Raw genomic sequence first — 20,773 nt, forward strand, 5'->3', positions numbered from 1 at the left:
TGCCACATAGGATGGAAGTAAGAAAACGGTAAGGAGAACACAATATTCTAAGCGCTAAACCAAGAAAATGAGGCCTTTAAAGAGAAAGTGACTCGGCATACTCACAATAGGGGGTCGCAGCAAAGCAGCCGATAAAAAATGCCGCTTTACTGTTCACACTCAAACACTCTTAAGTATTTTTAAATGCCTTCATCGCTTGTAAATGTTGAGAGATCTTTTTGAACTTGTGGGACTGCGTTTCGTCCCAAATGATTTGATAGTATTTTTCTAACTCAGCTGCAGTTTTCGCATTGTCATGCACTTCATCATCTTTGGATAAAATCACCAAGCAGTGCGCCTGATTTTTCGCTCGAAACTGATCAACACATTTTGTTGCGATATCTTCGTACTCTTCTGGGCGATCGATTCGACCAGCCATCGTTTTTTCTGGGTGCAAGTTCGGGTTAAACATCACTTGTTTGATACCGCATAGAAAACCAATTCGTTCAGACCAATAACCACCTAAACCAACCCCACAGATTAACGGGTTTGGATCATCCGATTGATCGATAACTTTAGACACCTCTTTTAACAAGTGTTGCATGTCGTGCTTTGGGTGAAGGGTGCTGTAATTAATAAAACGAACGTCGTCGTCGATGAATTGCAGTTGAAGAACTTTTTCGTGGTTACCCGGGCTTGTACTGTCAAAGCCGTGTAAGTAAATAATCATGTGTACCTCTCCCTGTGTGTATCTGGTACTTTTATTAAAACTACCACTATTTCCTTACTGTTAAAGGGGAAAATATCACGAGTTCTCAAAACAGTGATCTTCCATACACAATGAGCCTTTCAACTCATGCGCACTGTTTAAGTATTGCTCATCTCCCCACAATTTATAGGCCAGTAAATACCAAAGCATCGCCATCACTAGGGTTCTTGGCTGCCACGCCTGTACACCACTTAACCAAAGAGACGCATCTTCGATACCTCGAATTTGGCAATACTGTTTCACCGCCTCTTCCACAGGCGCATCCGCGACTTGAATAGTCAAGGTCAAATCAAGCCTAGGGTCAGCAATACCAGCATACTCCCAATCAATGACTTTCACCCCACTCTCTCCCCGAACGAGGTTGTAACACCCCAGGTCAAAGTGACAAAGAGCTAGTGGAACCGGCGCTACACTCGGTTCCGAGCGCCACTTCATGTATAGAGCCTCAAATTCCGTATCCGCATACTGACCATCAAGCTCAAGCCAATAATGATCGATGCGAGAAATATAAGAAAATGGAACCAAAGGGAGCGCGCTGATCGGGTGCTGATGAATGGTAGCCGCAGTGGATAATAAATCTCTTACTGGTAGCCCTACATCCGAAAGTGCTTGCCCTTCGATCCATTCCACCAGTAAACCTTGCTCGTGGATAAATACTGGCTTGGGGCCAATTTCTAATGAAGAGATAGCATTCAGAACTTGATATTCATTGTGGCGAGAAATTGAAAAAGCCTTGCAAACATTACTGGTCGGTCGCCAGATGTATACAAGGCCTTGAGAGGATTCCAACCGCCAACAACGGTTGGTTAGCCCCCCGGTAACGGTTTGAACTTTTACCGGAGGCTCAGTAAAGAAGCCATCGAGAGCATTAAGACTCGGATCTAACTGTTTTGCTTGTTGCCAAGAAAACCATGCCATTGATGACTTCTCCATCAGTATCGATTAAAGACCGAATAAGCTCTTCGATTGCGCTTTACGAATTTCCGTTTCATCCGCCCACTCAATCAAACCTGTTTCTAGGTCCATTAGGCGCATGGTCATCTTGTAGTATACATCTTTATCGCTACCTGCATTTTTGACGATGCTAGATAGGTTACCGTAAAGCATGTACTGCGCACCCACCATTTTACCAAATTGGATCGCTGTGCTTTGGTTAACCAGCTCATCCGTGTTTTGGAAGTTAAGCTGTTCACGCACAGACTCAACACGGTCCATATCAACAAAGCGGAACTTACCAGAGTTCAGCATCTTAGTAGAAATAGTGTCGGTAATGGATTCAGTGTCAATGTGTTCACTGGTCTTGTTCTTAATTCGCTCAACAAAAACGATAGGACGTTGATCACGAGTAATTGCTGCTACAGAACCCGACATCATCATGCTATCCACCATTTCAGCCGCGATTTTTTGTAAATCTGTTGAGCCAAAATCGATAGTTGTGGTTTCTGTTGCTTGCGCATCGCCGTAAGAGACTTTGTTAGAACAGCCACCCAAAATGACGGCAAGACCCAAAAGAGCAATAATACTTTTTTTCATGAGAGTTCCTTAGTTTTTCAATACCAGCGCATCGTTAGCGCGGCAGCTTCGGCAAAGCCGTTAAGATTAATTGTCTTGTGCTTCTCTAATTTGAACACGGAATTTGGTGCCATTTGGATTCACAGTAACTTCAGATAACGTGACTTGCTCAAACCCTCGCACAATCATTTTGCGCCATGGGCCAGGCTTGATATTCACTTCTAAACCATTATTGTCATACCAATAGAAGCGGTAAAGAATGTGCTGGTCACCTTTATAGTTACTGCTTAGTTGCACCATTCCACGTGGACGATCATCAACGTAAGTGGTGGTGATGTTGTCAACTAATAAGCGACTACCCAAAACGTTATCATTAAAAAATACTTTTTGCGTTTGACCATCAATTCGAATACCAGCCGTGTTTTCGGCGCATCCAACTAAACCAATAGCCATTGCTAAACAAATAAGCCATGCTTTCATTACAGTCTCCCTAGCTGTTTATGCCACACGGTTGAGTGCGTTCCCTGACGAGATACCCATACCAATGTAGTCTGCTGTGCAGGCACTTCAAACTGATAGGTTTGATCACCCAAGTTTAAACTTTGTGTTCCCGGTTTCACGACTTTTGATGCCGTTTTCACTTGCGCTGGTAATGTTTGCCAACTTCTCGTATCCGGCTGCTCGGTCAATGTGTTCCATACATTGAAAAGTATGTTACCCACATCATCGCCTTTTTTCGCTGCCTCTTTTCGGATTCGATCTTTTGCCCAAACGCGAAGAGCTTGACGGATCACCATTGTAGTCAGACGTTCATTAAGATCGTTTTGTGCCATCGCATTAACATCAGTCAGCGTGCTAGAAGGCAATACCTGACCATTTAAAACCACATCGCTAAAACGTTGAGCACCCCGATTCGGATAATAAGGAAGCGCCAACGAATAAATGGCCCCATTATCGCGACTGTCGTAAATCGGTAGATCAATACGCCAACCTTTCAAAGCCTCCACAACGCCTTGTTCATCAATAACGATGACTCGACCTTGAGACTGAGTTAACCCAGAAGGTGCTTTACCATACCGTTTCTCTAGCATGCGTAAGTCTTCACGCATGCCTAGTTTCTTAGCGGCGTACAACGTGCTTTCAACAACTTGTTTGTTGTCTGGCATCACAGCGAGTGCTCGTCGGTAATCAACATAAGCACTGTTTAAATCTCGTGACGCTTCATATAACAAGCCAGAAAGATAGAACAAATAGCCGTTTTGTACTGCGCTTAGTTTTTTACCAGCATCAGGGTAGCTCGCCAACACACTGCCTAAATTGGCAGACATGCCTTGCTTTTTCAGGTCTTTTTCTGCTGCTTTTAGTTCTTTTTCACGCGCCTTTCTTGCCGCTTCCTGAACTTGATTGGCTCGACGCACTTCAACAAGCGCCCCTTCCAAATCGTTTTTCTGTAAATAGTTTAGCCCGAGATAAAGGTGCAGAAAGCCAAGTTCATAATCGGCGGGATGATAATCTTGGAGATTGTCGTTCACTGCGAGAGAGCCGACGCTCGTTGCCGTTTCTGACACAGAAATAGTCGCGCGATCTTGCTGAACACGAACGGCACTATCACCATTTTCCAGCGCTTTCAAACTTGTCGGGTAATCTTCAGCAAGAAAAGAAATACGGCCCTTTTCAAAGTTGCCAAGTATCTCGCCACCCACTTCGCTCGATTGAAGTTGTTTCGCTTTCGCATATTCCCCTGCAACAACGGCTTGATAAACTTCTTGATTCTGGTTGCTGTAGTGACTAAACAGATTGCCCGCAGACAAATTCGCGCAGCCAGAGGCCATTAAAGCCCAGCTCATCAGCCCTAACAGCTTTACACCTAGTTTCACATTTATCTCCACAAATGTGTCATTCGACAGGAAAAAGAAGTGGGTGAACTGCGCCACCCACTTTTTAAAGCTTAGCTCAATACCATTGGACCTAGAGGACGACCGCCTAATAAGTGCATGTGAATATGGTAAACCTCTTGGCCACCGTGCGGGTTACAATTAACGATCAGGCGATAGCCGTCTTCCGCAATGCCTTCCTCTTTCGCCAGTTTTTTAGCAACAGTGAACAAACGCCCCATCATTGCTTCATCTTCAGCTTCAACATCATTCGTTGTTGGGATCAATTTATTCGGAATAATGAGAATATGGCTCGGTGTGCGCGGGTTAATATCGCGAAACGCAGTCACCAACTCATCTTGATAAAGAATATCGGCAGGGATTTCCTTACGAATAATTTTACTAAAGATCGTTTCTTCCGCCATGAGGACTCCATTTTATAAAGGTAATTAGACCCCAATTAGTATGCGCCAACCAAAAGCGGAGCTCAATAAAAACAGTGTTCACTTAACATTATTAATCAAACGCTAATTAACGAAGCTTTTTTTGTCGTGTGCGTCATAAAATGCGCGTCACAAACTCAATACAATCCAATGAATTTTGTTACTTTTTTAAGACAATTATTATTTTTATACCCAAGTAAGCTCAAAATTCTTGGGTAGCTTGTCTATTTTGGGAGAGGAAGCTCACTTATGCGAGGTTCAGTTATTAAAAGGATGTATGCGGGCTTTGCTCTGATCATCATCCTATTTGCCGTCACAATTGCCATTATGATGGGAGGAATGAGTGATATTCACGGGAAGTTTGGCACCGTGTCTAAATCATCCCTACCACTGGTATCGTTATCTAACCAAACCAGTGTTGAACTGCTTTCTGCCGACAAATCGTTTAAAGATTTTCTGACGACAGAGAATAAACAACGCATGGATGAAATGCGTCAGGAATTTGCTAGATCTCAACAACGTTTCGAATCCACTTTGGCTCAACTGGAAACTGCAAGCCAAATCTACCCCTCTCTTGCCGAACCGTTTTCACAATTAAAAACGTTAGAGCAGAGCTATTTTACTGAAGCTCTTGAAGCCATGGACAACTACGAAGCAATGTTCGCTGCGCAAGAAAAAGTGCAAAAATCGTCACGTCGCTTCCAAAAGCTGAATACCGAGTTGTCGGTCGGCCTTAAAGAATATGTGGCAGATCAAACCAGCATTTCGGTCAAAGTCATGGCGAAGAGTTACTTCATTAAGCTAAAAGATGCCGAAGTTATAACCTCTGATGCCCTCGCCAGCTCTGATCCTGAGTTTGTTACGCAAGCCGTGACCAAAAACCGCAAAGCAGTGACTCATTTGAACTATGCTTTCCGTGGTTTAGTTACTCAATTACCTGAACTAAAAACAGCATTTGGTGAGTCGGTAGAACAATTCACAAGAGACGTCGGAATGCGTGGAGGTGTCTTAGACCAGCACAATAATTACCTCAATGCTCGTGCAGCGCTATACAACAACATCGCCAACCTAGCGAATAAAGTTGATTCAACCATGGCGATTCTTGAGCAATTTACGACAACCGCAACGGATAAACTTAATGAATCGTTAGCAGACGCTGGTGACATTTATTCTGCGGGTGTGACAAAAGCCATCATCATTGGCGTTGTTGTCGTGTTACTTGCCACAGCGATTGGCTACCACATCGCGCATAGCGTTCGCGAACCATTGACTCGTATTCTAAAAGTGCTTGAAAGCCTGACTGAAGGTGACATGACACAACGTATCGATATTCGCTATAACAACGAGTTCAGCCGAGTGAGTGGACACATTAACTCACTAGCCGACAGTCTTCACGAGATCTTAGTGAAACTCAACGAAGCGTCAGAGAACCTATCTTCGACCGCAGCAACAAACGAAAGCACGTCTTCGCAAGCGCAAAGCAAATTAAGCTCACAACGTGAGCAAACAGCAAACGTTGCGACCGCAATGACGGAAATGTCTCACTCAGTGCAAGAAGTCGCTCAAAGTGCACAAGGTTCACTAGAAATGGTGCAGCGTGTCGAATCTGCCTCTGAAGAAGGCAGAAATGTCATGAGCAGCAATATCTCGACCATAAATCAACTGGAAACCCGTTTGAACGAATCCGTTTCCGCTGTCTCTGAACTTCAAAAAATGAGTGGTCAAATTGGTTCTATCCTCGATGTGATTCGCAACATTGCTGAACAAACTAATCTGCTGGCATTGAATGCAGCAATTGAAGCAGCTCGCGCTGGCGAGCAAGGTCGCGGCTTTGCGGTAGTGGCCGATGAGGTGCGTGTGCTTGCATCCAGAACCACTCAGTCCACCACTGAAATTGAATCGATGATCAGTAATCTGCAATCCAGCTCTCAGTCAGCAAATCAAGTAATACAAAGCTGTATGAGTGATATGGAGATGTCTGTTGAGCAAGCATCAAAAGCGAACAGCTCAATGGAAGAGATTCAAGCGCTAATCATCGAAATCAGCCAAATGAGTACGCATATTTCGCAAGCGGCAGCAGAGCAAAGTGAAACCTCAGCAGACATTGCACGCAGTATTGAAGATATCAATAGTATCGCCGATGAAAGCTTCCAAGCTATGTCGAGCATCGCACAGACCAGTGAATCCCTGACTCACTTGGCTCATCAACAGAATGAATTGGTTCACCGCTTTAAGTTATAAATAATTTATAAATTTGAGCATTAATCAGTGCAATCAACTGTATAAGGGCGACTTTTTGTTAAGTCGCCCTTGTTTTTTATCAGCCATGTCTACATATGATTAATATGGCCAGCTCATCCCCTTGCACATCTCTTTTCGAGCGGCCTCATAAAAAGGAAAATCTATGGCTGTTCATGTTGGTATTATCGACCAAGACCCAGTGAGATTGGTCACTCCTCTATTAGATAATCGTACGCTAAGCACACATATCGTCTTCATCGGAGACAAGAGCCAGTTAGATATATTTGACCGACTGAGTGCCGTTTTAGAGCAACGAGACATTACTTCCGAATTTTTTGAAATCCCATCCGCCGTCAATACTTCGCTGATCAAACAAGCGATTCAAAAACTGGCAAAAGATCTCCATGAGCGCGGCGAAGATGTGAAATTGAACGCCAGTTGCGGTCTTCGTCATCGCTTATTGTCTGTGTACGAGGTTTTCCGTACCTATCGCTGGCCAATTTTTGTGGTTGAGCCAAGTAGCGATAAGCTTTGCTGGTTATACCCAGATGGCAAAGAAGATACTCAAGTCGAAGACCACATTACGATTGCTGACTACCTCACTATCTTCGGCGCACGCGGCGAGTTCCACCACGTTGATTTACCTCCTCTTCTTGATAAAAAACTGTATGAACTTGGTGAACGCTGGGCCTCAAATGCGCTTGAACTTGGTCCAGGCTTAGCGACTCTTAACTACCTTGCAACCACATGCCGCAAAGAGCAAAAACTTGATGTGGAGCTTTCTGAAAAGCAACAAGGCTACCGTGAGCTCAACATGCTGCTTTCGGACTTAGTGGAAGCGCAAATCGCCACTTATGAGAATGGCGTTCTAACGTTTGCTGATGAAGATGCACGCCGCTTTTCAAACGGTGAATGGTTAGAGACTCTGGTACACAGCACGGTCAAGCAAATTCAAGATACGATGCCGACGATTCAAGATCGCTCTTTGAATGTTCAGGTTTATCGCAAACTTGGTGAAAGTGAAGTACGCAATGAGTTGGATGTTGCAACAGTGGTAAACAACAAGCTCCACATCATTGAGTGTAAAACCAAAGGCATGCGAGATGACGGCGATGACACCTTGTACAAGCTAGAATCCCTCAGAGATCTGCTAGGTGGTTTACAAGCACGTGCCATGCTGGTGAGCTTCCGACCGCTTCGTCACAATGACATTACTCGTGCAGAAGATTTGGGGCTAGCTCTGATTGGCCCTGATGAGCTTAAAGACTTAAGAACGCACCTAACGGCTTGGTTTAAAGACGCAGGTGGCTCGGACGAGATCTAACATCAGCGATAAAAGCTAGAATTCAAAATGATCAAAAGCAGCGTTACAGGCTGCTTTTTTCATACCTGATTTTTAAGTGTGGGTTTAGATAGGTAGAAAAAAACCAGAGGCGTGCCTCTGGTTTTTCCGTTTGTTTAAAATGCCAATTATCGCGGCTTACAGCATTTTACGCGCTGCTTCTACTACCACCTTAATTGAACGAGCTTCCGTCTCTTTCAGAGTTGAATGATCTGGAATCTCTTTTTGTGTACGGTTGATGATTACACCCGCTACACAACCTGCTTTTAGACCAGAGCTCGCACACATTGTTAGCAATGTTGCAGACTCCATCTCAAAGTTAAGTACGCCCATGTCTTGCCATTCTTGCATAGAACCTTGGAAACGCTTCACAACGCGACCAGAGAACGTGTCGTAGCGCTCTTGACCTGGGTAGAACGTATCACTTGAAGCTGTCACACCCATGTGAACCGCAGCGCCAGACTCTTCTACTGCCGCTTTCATTGCAGTTGCTACTTCAAAGTCAGCAACTGCTGGGAATTCCATTGGCGCAAAGTGCAGGCTCGCACCGTCAAGGCGAACTGACCCCGTCGTTACGATCATGTCACCTACGTTTACATGCGGTTGAATTGCGCCAGTTGTACCAACACGTAGGAAAGTACGAACACCAAGCTGCGCGAGTTCCTCAACTGCGATAGAGGTAGAAGGGCCACCAATACCTGTAGAACAAACCACAACAGGTTTACCGTCTAATTCGGCACGGTATAGCGTGTATTCACGGTGACTTGCTAGAAATACTGGGTTTTCCATTTGTTCTGCGATTTTTTGAACGCGCGCTGGATCACCAGGAATGATGGCTAGAGTCGCACCATTAAGATCAGCTTCAGTAACACCTAAATGAAATACAGCTTGAGACATAAGTCGCTCCTTATTGTGGCTTATTTTATGAACAATAAGCTCATTAATCAGTTATTGGGTACAAATGCACTGTAGCGAACCTTTCACCAACATAGAGTGATCATAATCACAATGAGAAAATGTAATGAAACTATAATTTCACCCAAAACAAGCAGTGATCACACTTTTAGAGGGTTTGGCTCATTTTGTTGCATAGCGATGCGTGATTTCAAAAACAAACTAGACATCTTATTGAATTTCGTCGACACGGTTAAAAAAGCCCGAGACACGAATGCCTCGGGCTTTTTATTAGCTAGTTAGGTAGGTCACTTGGCCTGCTTGGACTCAAAACGGAGCAATCTCAACGCATTTAACGTAACCAGTGCAGTTGCGCCGCTGTCAGCTAATACTGCCACCCATAGACCCGTAATGCCCAATAAACTTGTCACCAAGAAAACGCCTTTCAAACCAAGCGCTAACGCAACATTCTGACGAATATTACTTAACGTCGCACGCGATAGTTCTATCATGGCAGGTAACTCAATCAGACGATTGTGCGTTAATGCCGCGTCGGCCGTTTCCAGCGCAACATCCGTACCGCCTCCCATCGCAATACCGATACTCGAAGCTTTCATCGCTGGCGCATCATTAATACCGTCTCCCACCATTGCAACGGTGTGTTGCTGTGATAGTTTCTCGACGTAATGCACTTTATCTGCTGGTAATAAGCTTGCTTTATAATCCAAGCCTATTCTGGTCGCCATTGCTTCAGCACTTCTCGGGTTGTCACCGGTTAGCATCACCGACGTTATCCCAAGCTCCTTCAACGTAGCGATAGCTTCTTGGGCATCTGGGCGCAATGTATCTTGCCATGCAATCACGCCAATGACCTCGTAATCGTAACGCACAATAACAACCGTTTTACCTTGTTGTTCCAACGTCACCACTCGCTCTTCGGTTTCTTGAGAAAGCGGAAAATCGGCCTTAGAAGGCGTGACTACTTGGACTATTTTCCCATCGACGTAACCTGTGACACCAGAGCCCACTTGCGCGGTTTTATCTAGCGCTTCAGGAATAGGAAGTCCCTGCTGTTGCACTTTATTAACTAAAGAAACCGCGAGAGGATGGCTTGAGCCAACTTCGATTGAGGCTGTCAGACTAAGTAGCTTGTCTTCATCTACATCAAAAGCAAAGACGTCGGTCACCTGCGGCTTACCTTGCGTCAATGTACCGGTTTTATCAAATGCGAAGGACTCAACCTTACCAAGCAACTCAAGCGCCGCGCCACCTTTGATTAATGCCCCCCGCTTCGCCGCAGCCGCCAAGCCAGAAGTAATTGCTGCGGGCGTTGAAATAACCAACGCACACGGACAGGCGATCAGTAACAGGGCAAGTCCTCGATAAATCCACGTTTCCCACGGTTGAGCAAACAACAGTGGTGGCGTGACGATAACCATCAAGGACACCAACATCATCAGCGGCGTATACCAACGGCTGAATTTATCCAGAAAACGTTCTAATGGTGCCTTACGAGATTCTGCTTCTTCAATCAAATGGAGAATTCGGTCAATCGCATTCTCGCCTTGACGAGAAGTCACCTGTAAACGAACGACTTTATCGACAACCACAGCCCCGGCCATCACTTTGCCACCCGTTTGGTGCTCAACGGGAACGGATTCTCCCGTTAACGCGCTTTCGTCAAAACTTGCAAGCGCATCTTGCAACACACCATCCGCTGGCAAACGACCACCGGGTGCAACTTCTATAATATCCCCCGGCTTAAGCTGAGCTGCAGGCACCTCTTTACGCTCACCATCAACAATTAAAATTGAATTTTCTGGGACTAAGTCCATTAGCGCTTGGACACCACTTCGAGCGCGGGATGATGCATATGCTTCTAACTTTTCACCAATAAGGAAAAGCAATAACACCATTGCCGCTTCAGCGGTTTCACCTAAATATAAAGCGCCGATCGCTGCCACACTCATTAACGTTTCAATCGCAAAAGGCGTACCGCTACGCGCCAACTTGAACGCTTTAAGCGCAATTGGGTATAAACCCAGTAAACAGGTCAACGTGAATAACCAAGTGCTTATTTGAGGGTCGATCTTAGAAATTATTGCCGCGACAACCATCGCACTAGCAATAGAGAGAATTTGAATGTTGTCTTTTACTACCCCACGCCAGCCCTTCGTTGCGGTATTTGGTTTTGGAGCATCGAGTGAAGAAAGCGGAAAACCTGTTTGTTGGGCTGTATGCTCTATCGTAGAGGTCAGCTCGCGATCGTCAAAATCGACAACCAGTTTTTCTGTTGCAAATAAGACTTTTGCTTGGTTAACACCTTCCAAAGACGTAATAGCCTTCTCAAGCTTTTGTGCACATGAAGGGCAATCCATACCTGACACAAGCCACGAGTTTCGAATTGAGGAATCACTCTCCCTTGAGGGCTCTTCCTCCTCACCAGGGTCGGCGCTACAACTCCCTCCGCTGCAACATGAACTTTCGGACACTTCTACGCCAGCTTGAGAAATGCTGAGTGAAGATTTTACTGGTGCGCAGCACGACTCGCTCGCGCCAAGCGGCACCGCAGTTTTGATTTTGCTAGATTGGCAACCTTGATGTTTCGTACACATAATTTATTTTCCTTATTGGTGTAGGCTCTTTGCCTATGACTAAGGATAAACCTTAGAGCTAGCTCCAAGGTCAAGGTGATTTTTTTAAAAACTCATCGATTGAAAATAAAAAAGACGCCGAAGCGTCTTTCCAAATGACTTATTTAAAATCAAGCACCTATGATATTTGATCAGAAAGGTTAAACTGGATGCTTAAAACACTCATTTAAAGTCATCCCGATGGCGCGCAGCACATCTCGCCTAGTGATAACGCCAACCAATTTACCTTTGCCGTCAACCACTGGATACATTTTTGGCTTACCAATCTTCATCATGTCAGCCAACTCAATCACTGACATGTCTGGAGAAACAGATAAAACATCGTCATGCATACACTCTTGAACGGTATGCGTATCTTGGCAGTGATAACTCGCTTTCACCAATTTATCTAACAAGTCTTGCTCTGATAAGAATCCAACTACCTTTTCATTCTCATCAATGACGGGGCCACCTAATGTGACGCTTTGCATGACTTTATTCAAAGCAGCCGAAAGTGACATATCTTTAGTGAAGGTCACCGCTTGCAACGTCATGTAATCTTTTACTTTTAATGAATGCATTCTTATCTCCTTAAGGGCATTTTATTGCGGCCTTTAGATAAGTGTCGCCTAATTTCCTGAATTTACTAAATGGAAATGAGTAATTTTATTTATAGGTGCAGCCTATTGATCTGAATCAAAATTAAGTCATCATCGGCATTCACTGTTGTTTAATTGAGTACAACTTGCAAATGGGCTCATTTTTAACAGGTGGTAAATACAACAAAGCCAGTCAAATTGACTGGCTTCATTATTGGCGCATAGTTACATTAACAATGATGTCGACGCATATTGTCTAAAATAATACCGGTTGCCATTGCGACATTCAGCGACTCAGCACCACCAAATGCCGGAATCGTGATCTTATTTGTTACGAGCTTCGCAGCTTCTTCACGTACGCCGTGGGACTCGCTGCCCATCAACAAAATACCTTCAGCAGCGAATTCCGTTTTATGAACGCTCTCCCCTTCCAGAAACGCGCCATAAACTGGCAAGTTGGCTTCTTCTAAGTAACTTGGCAAATCCACCAGACTCACTTGTACGCGGCCAAAACTGCCCATGGTCGCGCTGATCGTCTTAGGGTTATACGGATCAGCACAATCTGTGCTCGCAATAATGTGCTTGATGCCATACCAGTCTGCGACACGAATAATCGTTCCTAGATTACCTGGGTCAGATACGCCATCTAGCGCAATCATCAAGCCTTTTGCTTGAGGCACTTTTACACTCGGGATTTCAACCACTGCAATGGCCGCGTTATTGCTCACGAGAGTGCTCGCTTTGGTCAGGTCGTCAAGCGATGCTTCAATGCAATCAAAACCACTTAGCGCACTAGCGTTTTGTTCGAGAAATGCCTCGGTTGCGAAGACATGCTTCACCTTTAATGAACTACTTGCCAGCTCTAAAACGTTCTTTTCACCCTGAACTAGGAATAAGCCATGCGCTTTACGCTGTTTCTTTTGACCTAAAGCACGAAGCAGTTTTAATTGGTTTTTTGAAATCATTAAAGTATCCCAGGTGAAAATGGTTATTCGGCGAATGTACTCGAAACAATCTTCACGACAGTTCGGTATCAAGGGCGTGAGATTATAAATTATACCTAAATAACCTCAAGAAACTTGATTCATCAGAAGACTTTGAAGAGCAAACGCAGTAAAAGAGGGTTCAAAAACGAAAAAAGCCCTGCGATATACGCAGGGCTTTTAAAGTGATACCTGCAACATAAGTTAACATAGTCCGAACTAGCTTTCAAACAGCTACAAAACTATTTGCAGCATAAATTCGCATAAAATTGCATCAAAAGTCTGCATACTTGAGTAGGTATCTAAATCCTACGTTGTAAAGTTACTACATCATAACCAATGCCCGTAGATAATCGAGTGCATTAGAAAAACCATGAGCATACGTTTAACAAAGTTTTGGACAAAAATGAGTTACGCAGACCTCCCTAATAATCGGAATTAACATGAGGAAATGTATGGCAAACCTTAGTTGGAACGCTTAATATTTATCTAAGGCTGTTGGTGGAACGTTTTCCTCCATCGGTTAGGGGTTACCTCATAACGCTCTTTAAATTTATCTCTGAAAATGAGAACTGAGCTAAACCCTGTTTTTGCGACAATCTGTTCAATAGACAAATCTGTAGATTCAAGTAGGTCCTGAGCCAAGTTTAGTCGCTCAGCCGTCAGCCATTCTCCAAATGACATACCTGTAGCTCTATTAAATTTTCTCGTAAAAGTTCGGCGGGTCATCATCACTGAATCTGCTAGCTCATCCAGTGAATATTTTTGATTGATATCACGCCTGATATTGTCCATTAATGCATTGATACGTGAATCAGATGTCGTCACAGATATAGGTTGATCGATAAACTGAGCTTGCCCACCATCTCTGTATGGAGGCACAACCATTCTTCTTGCTACTCGGTTCGCAATCATACTGCTGTAGTATTTTCGGAAAACATACAGACAGCAATCGATACCTGCGGCAGTACCTGCTGAGGTGATCACCCCGCTATCTTCAACATATAAGGCATTCGTATCGAGCGAAACTTCTGGAAAGCGTTGACTAAAATCCTGTTCTAATTCCCAATGTGTCGCAGCTCGCTTCCCCGCTAATAAGCCAGCATAAGCGAGAACATAACCACCAAGACATAAACCGACAACCAATGCGCCTCGGGCATGAGCACGACAGAGAGCATTGAGCAACTTTTCATTAGGGCGCTCGTCAATTGTTCTCCAATAAGGTACAACGATGATGTCGCAATACTCTAGGAAATCAAGCTGCGCCTCGGTATGAATTTCCATACCGATATCAGATAAAATCGGTCCTTCCTCTCCAGCGACAAATTTAAGCTCGAAAAAAGCTTCATTAAGGGTATCTCTTCCAAACACAATGCTAGGGACAGAAATATGAAACGGGCTAAAGCGATTGAAAACAACAACAGCAACGGAAGGAATTTTATGGTTTTCATTGAGATACATAGTTCGTTTCCAAAGTAAAATGCACAGAGCAATGTTAGTACACTACTCTGTGCGGTTCATAAACGCAGGCCATAGGTTTGCTTTATGACATCAAAACTAGATTATCACTGTTTCACCATCTTCTGGAACAAACACAAAATCGCTAATCATATTTGCAGCTGCGTATTCGCGCATTTCTTGAGTAGTCACCAATACATGGTTAACCGCCCCCATATGAGTCGCAACGATTTTCGCTTTAGGTAGTACTTGGTGTGTTTTTAGTACATCTTCTTTACCCATAATAATAGGACCAAAGCCCAGTACATGCGCCCAACCTGTATTGAGAATAACGACACCTGGTTGTTCTTTTTTCATGGTTTCTTCTACACTTGGGATCCAAATCGTATCACCAACCACATATAACTTTTCTTCATCGGCATGGGAAAAAATCACGCCTGTCACTTCACCCAAAATTTCAGCCATTTGATCATGTTGGAATGCTGCATCAGAGCCATGCTGGCAGACTGTACGTGTAAATGAAATACCGTGATATTCAGTCTCTTCAGAGAAGATTTTAACGTTGGTAAAACCTTGTGATAGAAGAATAGTTTCATCACCTTCGTGCTGTACAAAAATCAATTTATCTTTAGGTATCGCATTCACTGCTGTTTCATCCCAATGGTCTGGGTGAGTATGAGTTAGAAGAACTGCGTCCACATTGATGATGCTTTCAAGAGGCAGAGGCAATTCAACTGTTGGATTGCGTAAGTGTGAATTTGCTGTTCCTTCAAATCCAGGGTAAGTGCCTTTTGGCGCTAACATTGGGTCAATAAGGAATGTTTTACCTGCATAATCGATGACTTGTGTTGCATTGCGAATTTGTGTGATTTTCATAATTGTGCTCCAGTATTGCTGTGTTTTGCTGTAATGGAGTCATTTTATGCAATAGGATAGACGCTCAAAAGTGGCTTAAAGGACACATAAGGATGCTATTGGGACAAAAATTTGTTCTTGGAATTAGTTGTTATTAGATAAATTGAGGGAAACTAATAGAAACCATTTTAGTGTTCAACAACTGACGTAACATTGTTTGGGGCAGTTCTGCGTTACGATGATCTACCCCGTCAGCAAGCCGTTGGACAAAAGTGAGTCAGTGGATTTTCTAATTTAGCTATCATTGAATAACTTTTCGTATCCCAAAATGTCAAAGATCGTTGTTGTCAGCGGTGGTAGATTTGCGCGGACGTGGAACTGGACATTTTCTTTCAGAGTGTTGAACTCAATCGAAATACCTAGCTTGCATATAAATGCGCAATAAATAATATTCACCTAGAGCATATACTTAAACACCACTTCTTAATCGTTCTTCAAGAGCCGTGATACATAGCTGTACGGCTAGTGGAGTGTTTTTATTGAATGGATTTAACGCATAAACGGGATTCTTAGGTAACATCATATCTGGTAATAGAGACACAACCTCTGGCTCAATCTGAGAGAAATAAAAGTCGGGAATGATACCGATACCAGCTCCTGATCTAATTAAAGCCAAACAACTGTGAAACGAGTTAGCGATACAGTCGGCCTCTTTCTCATAAATCATAGTTTTGCCCGTCTTTGACTTAAACTTGTGCCGAACGAACTTGCCTTGCCAGTGGTTAGCGATGTAGGGTTCCTTATCGATATCATCAAGTTTTATGTCTGGAATGCCACAGAAAACATCCCTGAACTCACCAATCCGTTTTTGCTTGAGATTGCTATCCTGCGAGCTACCGACTCTAATTGCCAGATCCACATCGTGCTTCATAAGATTTAAGGCTTGATCATCACTGATAAGCTCAGGTTTAAGCTTCGGATACCGCCTCATTAATTCTGCTACCACAGGTGTAACTAGTATCTCCATGAGTGCACTTGGAGCAGTTATACGTATGCGCCCCTTTGGTTCAACCTGAGATTCCTGAGCCTGTTCCCACGCTGAATTGGCAATGGAATTGATCTCTTTACAGTTTTGATAGAAGACTTCTCCTGTTGCAGTTAGCGCCTGCCTTCTTGTAGTCCTTTTTATTAGCGTCAAACCTAGCTCTTGTTCAAGAATTTTCAAGTGTTGACTTACCACTGATTTGGAAAGGTCGAGCTTGAGCGCAGCAGCTGAAACTGAACCTTCTTCAACAATGTGGGCAAAGATAGACATCTGCTTTAGTCTATTCATTTATTGTTCTCTTTAATTAAACAGTAATTTCAATTATCTCTGTTTTTCTTGGTAATTGATATGTTTAACCTAAAACTCGAAACGCTACGATATTAATTGAGGAGATTGTGATGTTAGAACGTGATGTATTAGCTGCTTGCAAGAAGGGCATTGAGGATTGGAAAAAGGCATTCAATACACAGGATGCTAAAGGATGTGCAGATCAATATACTCAAGCCTGCACAATGCATGCCCGACCATTTGGTACTTTTGAAGGTAAGGATGCCATTCAAGCATTCTGGCAAGATATTATGGATAAGGGGTTCAGAGACATAATCTATACCGATGTCAAATGGGAGCCGTGTGGTGACGATGGTTATATTCTTTCTTCGAAATGGACAATGAATAATGCCTTTGGTGTTGTGCATCGAGAGCACTGGGTTGTTGAGAGTGACGGACATGCCCGATTGGTTCATGATGATTTTGAAGTCCAAGGTGAGCGTTAATAGTGAGAATTGCGGCACACCGCCTACTGATAAAAAATCCAGAGATCACTCTGGATTTTTATCAGAACCGATTAGGTATGTAGCGAAACTAAAGGACAGTCGCACTACTACCTGTCCTTTGACTCAGAACAAACCATGTTGGAATTGAGTTATCAAGCAGAAACCAATATGACCGAGTCTAGATAGACGGGCACAATCGAAGGATATTGGAATATGTAACATCGTTGTAGATGGTTTAGATTCTACCCGTAGCAAGATTATCGAACATGGTCTTCTTATCGGGGAGTGCTTTGACGTTAAAGGGCTTGCCTACTTATATCACCTGACTGACTATTGCATTGAAATTATTCATAAAAACCTCAAAAAATGCTCTCAAAGCTCCTAGGCGGATGGGTTCTGAATCTTTTAACCTTTCAACTCTTAAAATTAAGAATATTGAAAAAGGCATCAAGTTCTATACGTCTATTAGGATGAAGTTGTCCAATACATATCGTTCTGAGCAAAGTAAAATGACTCTGTTCTTTCTAGTCTTTGAAAAGGATAGCGAAAGCATCCGTAAACCTTCAAATATCATTCAGGAAGAAAGTTTATGGTAATTTCCATATACGATATTAGAACTTCAGCGTTTAAGTAGAATGGAGTAAAACCTCAACTTCCATTACTGAATTGGCTCCGAGACAGGATTTTTGGAGTTAGAGTTGTATTGTGAACCAAAGGCGTTCACACATTTAGGCAGCGGCTCCCCCACCTACAATGACATTTATGGTGTCAATGAAATGTTCTGCCACTGAGTATTCACACTATCTCGTTAGAAAGTGCCCACTGTGACGGCTCTGGAAAAAGTGAGATATAGCAGTAAAACTCTCTCATTAGTAAAAGATCACAAGTGCATTTGCTAATTCGATTCGAAATAGGAAGTGACTTGAAAATAGGCTCAGTCATTACTGAGCCATGTCTTACGATTTTCATTCCACTTGAAGTAATAGTTTGCCTTGGGTTTGACCTTGTTCAAGCTCTTCATGAGCTAAAAATGCACAATCAAGTGGGTAATGACTATGAATATGGATCTTTAATTCATTGTTTTGTATCAGCTCTTCAAGCTCTTTAATCGCTCGAATGTTGTCTTGCTTACAAACCGAGCCACCATTAAATACTTCAAACTTTATCGATTTCATGAATGCATTAGTGATAGCTGATTCGAGCTGAGGCGCTTGACTACTTTGGGCAAAACCGTACCAAATGATGTGGCCGTTTTCAGCCAGTAACTCGATATCTCTTGCAATCGTATCTCCGCCAGTGGCATTAAAGATCAGATCTAACCCTTCAGGAAATTGTTGAAAAATGGTTTTATTAAGCCCAGGATTTTTATAATTGAGTACGATATCCGTGCTCAATTCCTTCACGAAACTATATTTATCATCAGAACCTATTAAGCCAATAACCGTATAACCTTGTTTTTTTTAGAAGTTGTACCAATACACTACCGACACTGCCTGCTGCACCATGTACCAACGCAATTTTATTTTGAGCATGATTCACTCTGTATGTTAACAACATTGCTGTTCGAGCGGACATAGCAATACTACTAGCAATATCTTTTTGAAGTGTTACTGGGACAGCCACTTCCCAAGATTGTGTGCTTTGTGTATCGATGATCACATATTCAGCGTATGTTTGGTTTCCAGCAAAGGCAACCAGCTCACCAACTTGAAAGTTTTTAACGTCGTTGCCTACCAACTCTACAATGCCAGAACCTTCCATTCCTAGAGTAAATGGTGGAGTAGGGAGCCCTGGGAAAGCACCTTTTCGGATGTACGTGTCAGCGTAGTTTATGCCACTAAATGCCACCTTAATTAGAATTTGTGTTGAAGTAATGGTTGGTTTTTCTACTTCACTAGTAACTAGGTTTTCGATGCCACCAAATGCTTTTAATTGCACTGCTTTCATAAGTTGTTACCTATTTTATTTGTTTAAATTCGCCTAATTTCTAAACTAAAATCCGTTGGGGTTATCTATAATGTAAACCCAGCCACCATCCACATAGCGCATAACTTCAAGAGCTGTTCCTGTCATAGTATTTGATATCTCCCACTCCGAGCGAATCATGGCAACGTCATTATTAATGTGGATAGATACACTTTTTGTCACCATTTCCACATCACCTTGCATGAATGTTTTTAATACCTCTTTTATTTCGTCATGACCTTTAGCTTGATTGCCCTCTTTATCGAGGACGAGTACTGCATCTTTATCAAAGAGAGTGCTCAAACCTTCTAAATCGTGCTGGGCAAAATACTGTCCAAAAAGAGCGTGAAGCTCTCCAGGTGTTTGAGGCTTGATATATTCCGCAGCTTGTAGGCCAAATGAGAAAATAGGGAGAAAAAGTAAAATAAATCGCATAATTAGTCCTTGATTATTACTGCGCCAATGTAAACCCAATTGGTGCGTTGTTGATTTGATAACAATAATGAACTTGGTTACTAATTAAAATTAGCTACTAAAAAGTAACTAGTTACACAAAGGTAACTAATGGTTTGTGGTAAACTTGAACATTAGACTGATCACTAATGCATAAGAGCAGTATGGATTACTATGAAAGTGACAAAAAAGGTAGTGAATCATCAAGTACAGCCCGATGACTACTGTAGCGTGGATAAGTATTTAACTTTGATATCCACGAAGTGGACAGCTCATATCGTTTGGCTTTTGGGTCAAAGTGATGAAATGCGTTTTGGACAAATTCGCAAACAGTTAGCGTTGGTTTCAAGTAAAGTGCTCACAGAACGTTTGAAGCTGCTTCAACAGTATGGCTTTGTATGGCGTAGGCAAGAAGATACTATACCAGTGACCGTAAACTATGGCTTAACACATAAAGGAAAAGAGTTTGCACAAATAGTTAATTTTATTGTGCAAAAAGCGGACGACTGGGATTCGAGGTAATTAGGGTTTGTGTGACAACAAACTCTAAAATCAAAACTAGAGCTATTGATAATAAATAGGTTCTGATGAATCATCTATATAAATTTGCACCTCAAATCTTCCTCCTTATTTTTCTATGAGTTAACAGGTATTGAGTGTTTGTTTTCGTCAGTCGTAGGAGCACAGGCTTCTCTGAAGTATGAAACTAGCAATCCGTTTCAGTGCTATCTAGCTTTAAGTGTCCAAGTAGGATCTGTACCCTTATGTTTTTCATTCTGGCATAGTTCAGAATAGCTCTAATACGAAGCATGGAATGAATACCATAATTGTAGTGGCATAGTGAATTTGGTCACTTAGTTAGAGGTGATATCATCACCTCATAAGTTAACAGGTGACACTATGACAAAACGTACAAGACGACTATTTAGCGCAGAATTTAAGTTAGAAGCAGCGC

Annotated in this window: 20 protein-coding genes and 1 pseudogene; 4 read left to right on the forward strand and 17 right to left on the reverse strand. The window is 42.9% G+C overall.

Translation table 11 applies throughout. The features are described from left to right. Nucleotides 1-169: 169 nt before the first annotated feature. The 6 genes from ycfP to hinT all read right to left on the reverse strand — a co-directional run bounded on the left by ycfP (nucleotide 170) and on the right by hinT (nucleotide 4,559). Nucleotides 170-709, reverse strand: a complete 540-nt coding sequence (ycfP, locus tag FKN08_RS07575; RefSeq protein WP_047008528.1) for an alpha/beta hydrolase YcfP — start codon at nucleotides 707-709, stop codon at nucleotides 170-172. 75 nt (nucleotides 710-784) lie between these two features. Beyond that, a complete protein-coding gene (thiK, locus tag FKN08_RS07580) occupies nucleotides 785-1,666 on the reverse strand; it encodes a thiamine kinase (protein ID WP_170891669.1) in 882 nt (293 codons plus the stop codon). 24 nt (nucleotides 1,667-1,690) lie between these two features. Further along, a complete protein-coding gene (lpoB, locus tag FKN08_RS07585; protein ID WP_005378467.1) occupies nucleotides 1,691-2,281 on the reverse strand; it encodes a penicillin-binding protein activator LpoB in 591 nt (196 codons plus the stop codon). 66 nt (nucleotides 2,282-2,347) lie between these two features. Then, the gene (locus tag FKN08_RS07590) at nucleotides 2,348-2,740 is read right to left on the reverse strand and encodes a YcfL family protein (protein ID WP_170891670.1); all 393 of its coding nucleotides are present in this window, start codon (nucleotides 2,738-2,740) and stop codon (nucleotides 2,348-2,350) included. After that, nucleotides 2,740-4,137 (reverse strand): hypothetical protein, encoded by a 1,398-nt coding sequence (locus tag FKN08_RS07595; protein ID WP_170891671.1) that lies wholly within the window; start codon nucleotides 4,135-4,137, stop codon nucleotides 2,740-2,742. The genes FKN08_RS07590 and FKN08_RS07595 overlap by 1 nt, the downstream gene beginning before the upstream one ends. Nucleotides 4,138-4,208: 71 nt before the next feature. After that, the gene (hinT, locus tag FKN08_RS07600) at nucleotides 4,209-4,559 is read right to left on the reverse strand and encodes a purine nucleoside phosphoramidase (RefSeq protein ID WP_005390611.1); all 351 of its coding nucleotides are present in this window, start codon (nucleotides 4,557-4,559) and stop codon (nucleotides 4,209-4,211) included. 267 nt (nucleotides 4,560-4,826) lie between these two features. Here hinT and FKN08_RS07605 point away from each other — a divergent pair, with 267 nt between their 5' ends. Together FKN08_RS07605 and FKN08_RS07610 are read left to right on the forward strand one after the other, a co-directional pair. After that, nucleotides 4,827-6,818, forward strand: a complete 1,992-nt coding sequence (locus FKN08_RS07605; protein WP_005390610.1) for a methyl-accepting chemotaxis protein — start codon at nucleotides 4,827-4,829, stop codon at nucleotides 6,816-6,818. A gap of 163 nt (nucleotides 6,819-6,981) precedes the next feature. Next, nucleotides 6,982-8,142, forward strand: a complete 1,161-nt coding sequence (locus FKN08_RS07610) for a DUF1887 family protein (protein WP_005390608.1) — start codon at nucleotides 6,982-6,984, stop codon at nucleotides 8,140-8,142. Between the two features lie 156 nt (nucleotides 8,143-8,298). Here the strand turns inward: FKN08_RS07610 and udp are convergent, their stop codons facing one another. The 7 genes from udp to FKN08_RS07645 all read right to left on the reverse strand — a co-directional run bounded on the left by udp (nucleotide 8,299) and on the right by FKN08_RS07645 (nucleotide 16,915). Then, entirely contained in the window at nucleotides 8,299-9,057 is a 759-nt protein-coding gene (gene udp, locus FKN08_RS07615; RefSeq protein WP_012842006.1) for a uridine phosphorylase, read from the reverse strand. 305 nt (nucleotides 9,058-9,362) lie between these two features. Next, entirely contained in the window at nucleotides 9,363-11,669 is a 2,307-nt protein-coding gene (locus FKN08_RS07620; RefSeq protein ID WP_145474296.1) for a zinc/cadmium/mercury/lead-transporting ATPase, read from the reverse strand. Nucleotides 11,670-11,848: 179 nt separating this feature from the next. Next, on the reverse strand, nucleotides 11,849-12,268 hold the full coding sequence (locus FKN08_RS07625; protein ID WP_005390603.1) for a CBS domain-containing protein: 420 nt from the start codon (nucleotides 12,266-12,268) through the stop codon (nucleotides 11,849-11,851). Nucleotides 12,269-12,516: 248 nt separating this feature from the next. Then, on the reverse strand, nucleotides 12,517-13,251 hold the full coding sequence (locus tag FKN08_RS07630) for an RNA methyltransferase (RefSeq protein ID WP_005390601.1): 735 nt from the start codon (nucleotides 13,249-13,251) through the stop codon (nucleotides 12,517-12,519). A 507-nt stretch (nucleotides 13,252-13,758) separates the two neighbouring features. Beyond that, nucleotides 13,759-14,730: a helix-turn-helix domain-containing protein gene (locus FKN08_RS07635; RefSeq protein WP_170891672.1), complete on the reverse strand. Its 972-nt coding sequence runs from the start codon at nucleotides 14,728-14,730 to the stop codon at nucleotides 13,759-13,761. A 96-nt stretch (nucleotides 14,731-14,826) separates the two neighbouring features. Beyond that, complete coding sequence (locus FKN08_RS07640; RefSeq protein ID WP_031817663.1) at nucleotides 14,827-15,603, reverse strand: MBL fold metallo-hydrolase; 777 nt, start codon at nucleotides 15,601-15,603, stop codon at nucleotides 14,827-14,829. A 448-nt stretch (nucleotides 15,604-16,051) separates the two neighbouring features. After that, a complete protein-coding gene (locus FKN08_RS07645; protein ID WP_074189957.1) occupies nucleotides 16,052-16,915 on the reverse strand; it encodes a LysR family transcriptional regulator in 864 nt (287 codons plus the stop codon). A gap of 110 nt (nucleotides 16,916-17,025) precedes the next feature. Between FKN08_RS07645 and FKN08_RS07650 the strand changes: the two genes are divergently transcribed. Continuing rightward, a complete protein-coding gene (locus FKN08_RS07650) occupies nucleotides 17,026-17,400 on the forward strand; it encodes a nuclear transport factor 2 family protein (protein ID WP_053809835.1) in 375 nt (124 codons plus the stop codon). A 965-nt stretch (nucleotides 17,401-18,365) separates the two neighbouring features. Here FKN08_RS07650 and FKN08_RS23780 read toward each other — a convergent pair. From FKN08_RS23780 to FKN08_RS07660, 3 genes are read right to left on the reverse strand one after another with little or no spacing between them, the layout of a single operon-like run. Further along, complete coding sequence (locus FKN08_RS23780; RefSeq protein ID WP_282136905.1) at nucleotides 18,366-18,803, reverse strand: zinc-binding dehydrogenase; 438 nt, start codon at nucleotides 18,801-18,803, stop codon at nucleotides 18,366-18,368. A gap of 16 nt (nucleotides 18,804-18,819) precedes the next feature. Beyond that, the gene (locus FKN08_RS23785) at nucleotides 18,820-19,347 is read right to left on the reverse strand and encodes an alcohol dehydrogenase catalytic domain-containing protein (protein WP_249373364.1); all 528 of its coding nucleotides are present in this window, start codon (nucleotides 19,345-19,347) and stop codon (nucleotides 18,820-18,822) included. 45 nt (nucleotides 19,348-19,392) lie between these two features. Then, nucleotides 19,393-19,800: a nuclear transport factor 2 family protein gene (locus tag FKN08_RS07660; protein ID WP_074189953.1), complete on the reverse strand. Its 408-nt coding sequence runs from the start codon at nucleotides 19,798-19,800 to the stop codon at nucleotides 19,393-19,395. A gap of 192 nt (nucleotides 19,801-19,992) precedes the next feature. On the opposite strand from FKN08_RS07660, the gene FKN08_RS07665 reads away from it, so the two are divergent. Beyond that, on the forward strand, nucleotides 19,993-20,340 hold the full coding sequence (locus FKN08_RS07665) for a helix-turn-helix domain-containing protein (protein ID WP_104970134.1): 348 nt from the start codon (nucleotides 19,993-19,995) through the stop codon (nucleotides 20,338-20,340). A 184-nt stretch (nucleotides 20,341-20,524) separates the two neighbouring features. On the opposite strand, the pseudogene FKN08_RS23790 reads toward FKN08_RS07665, so the two are convergent. Further along, nucleotides 20,525-20,650, reverse strand: a pseudogene (locus tag FKN08_RS23790) (integrase); the annotation flags it as partial. Nucleotides 20,651-20,773: the final 123 nt, after the last annotated feature.

This window comes from Vibrio sp. 1-2 (7-a) (assembly GCF_013048515.1).
Classification (GTDB): Bacteria; Pseudomonadota; Gammaproteobacteria; order Enterobacterales; family Vibrionaceae; genus Vibrio; species Vibrio diabolicus.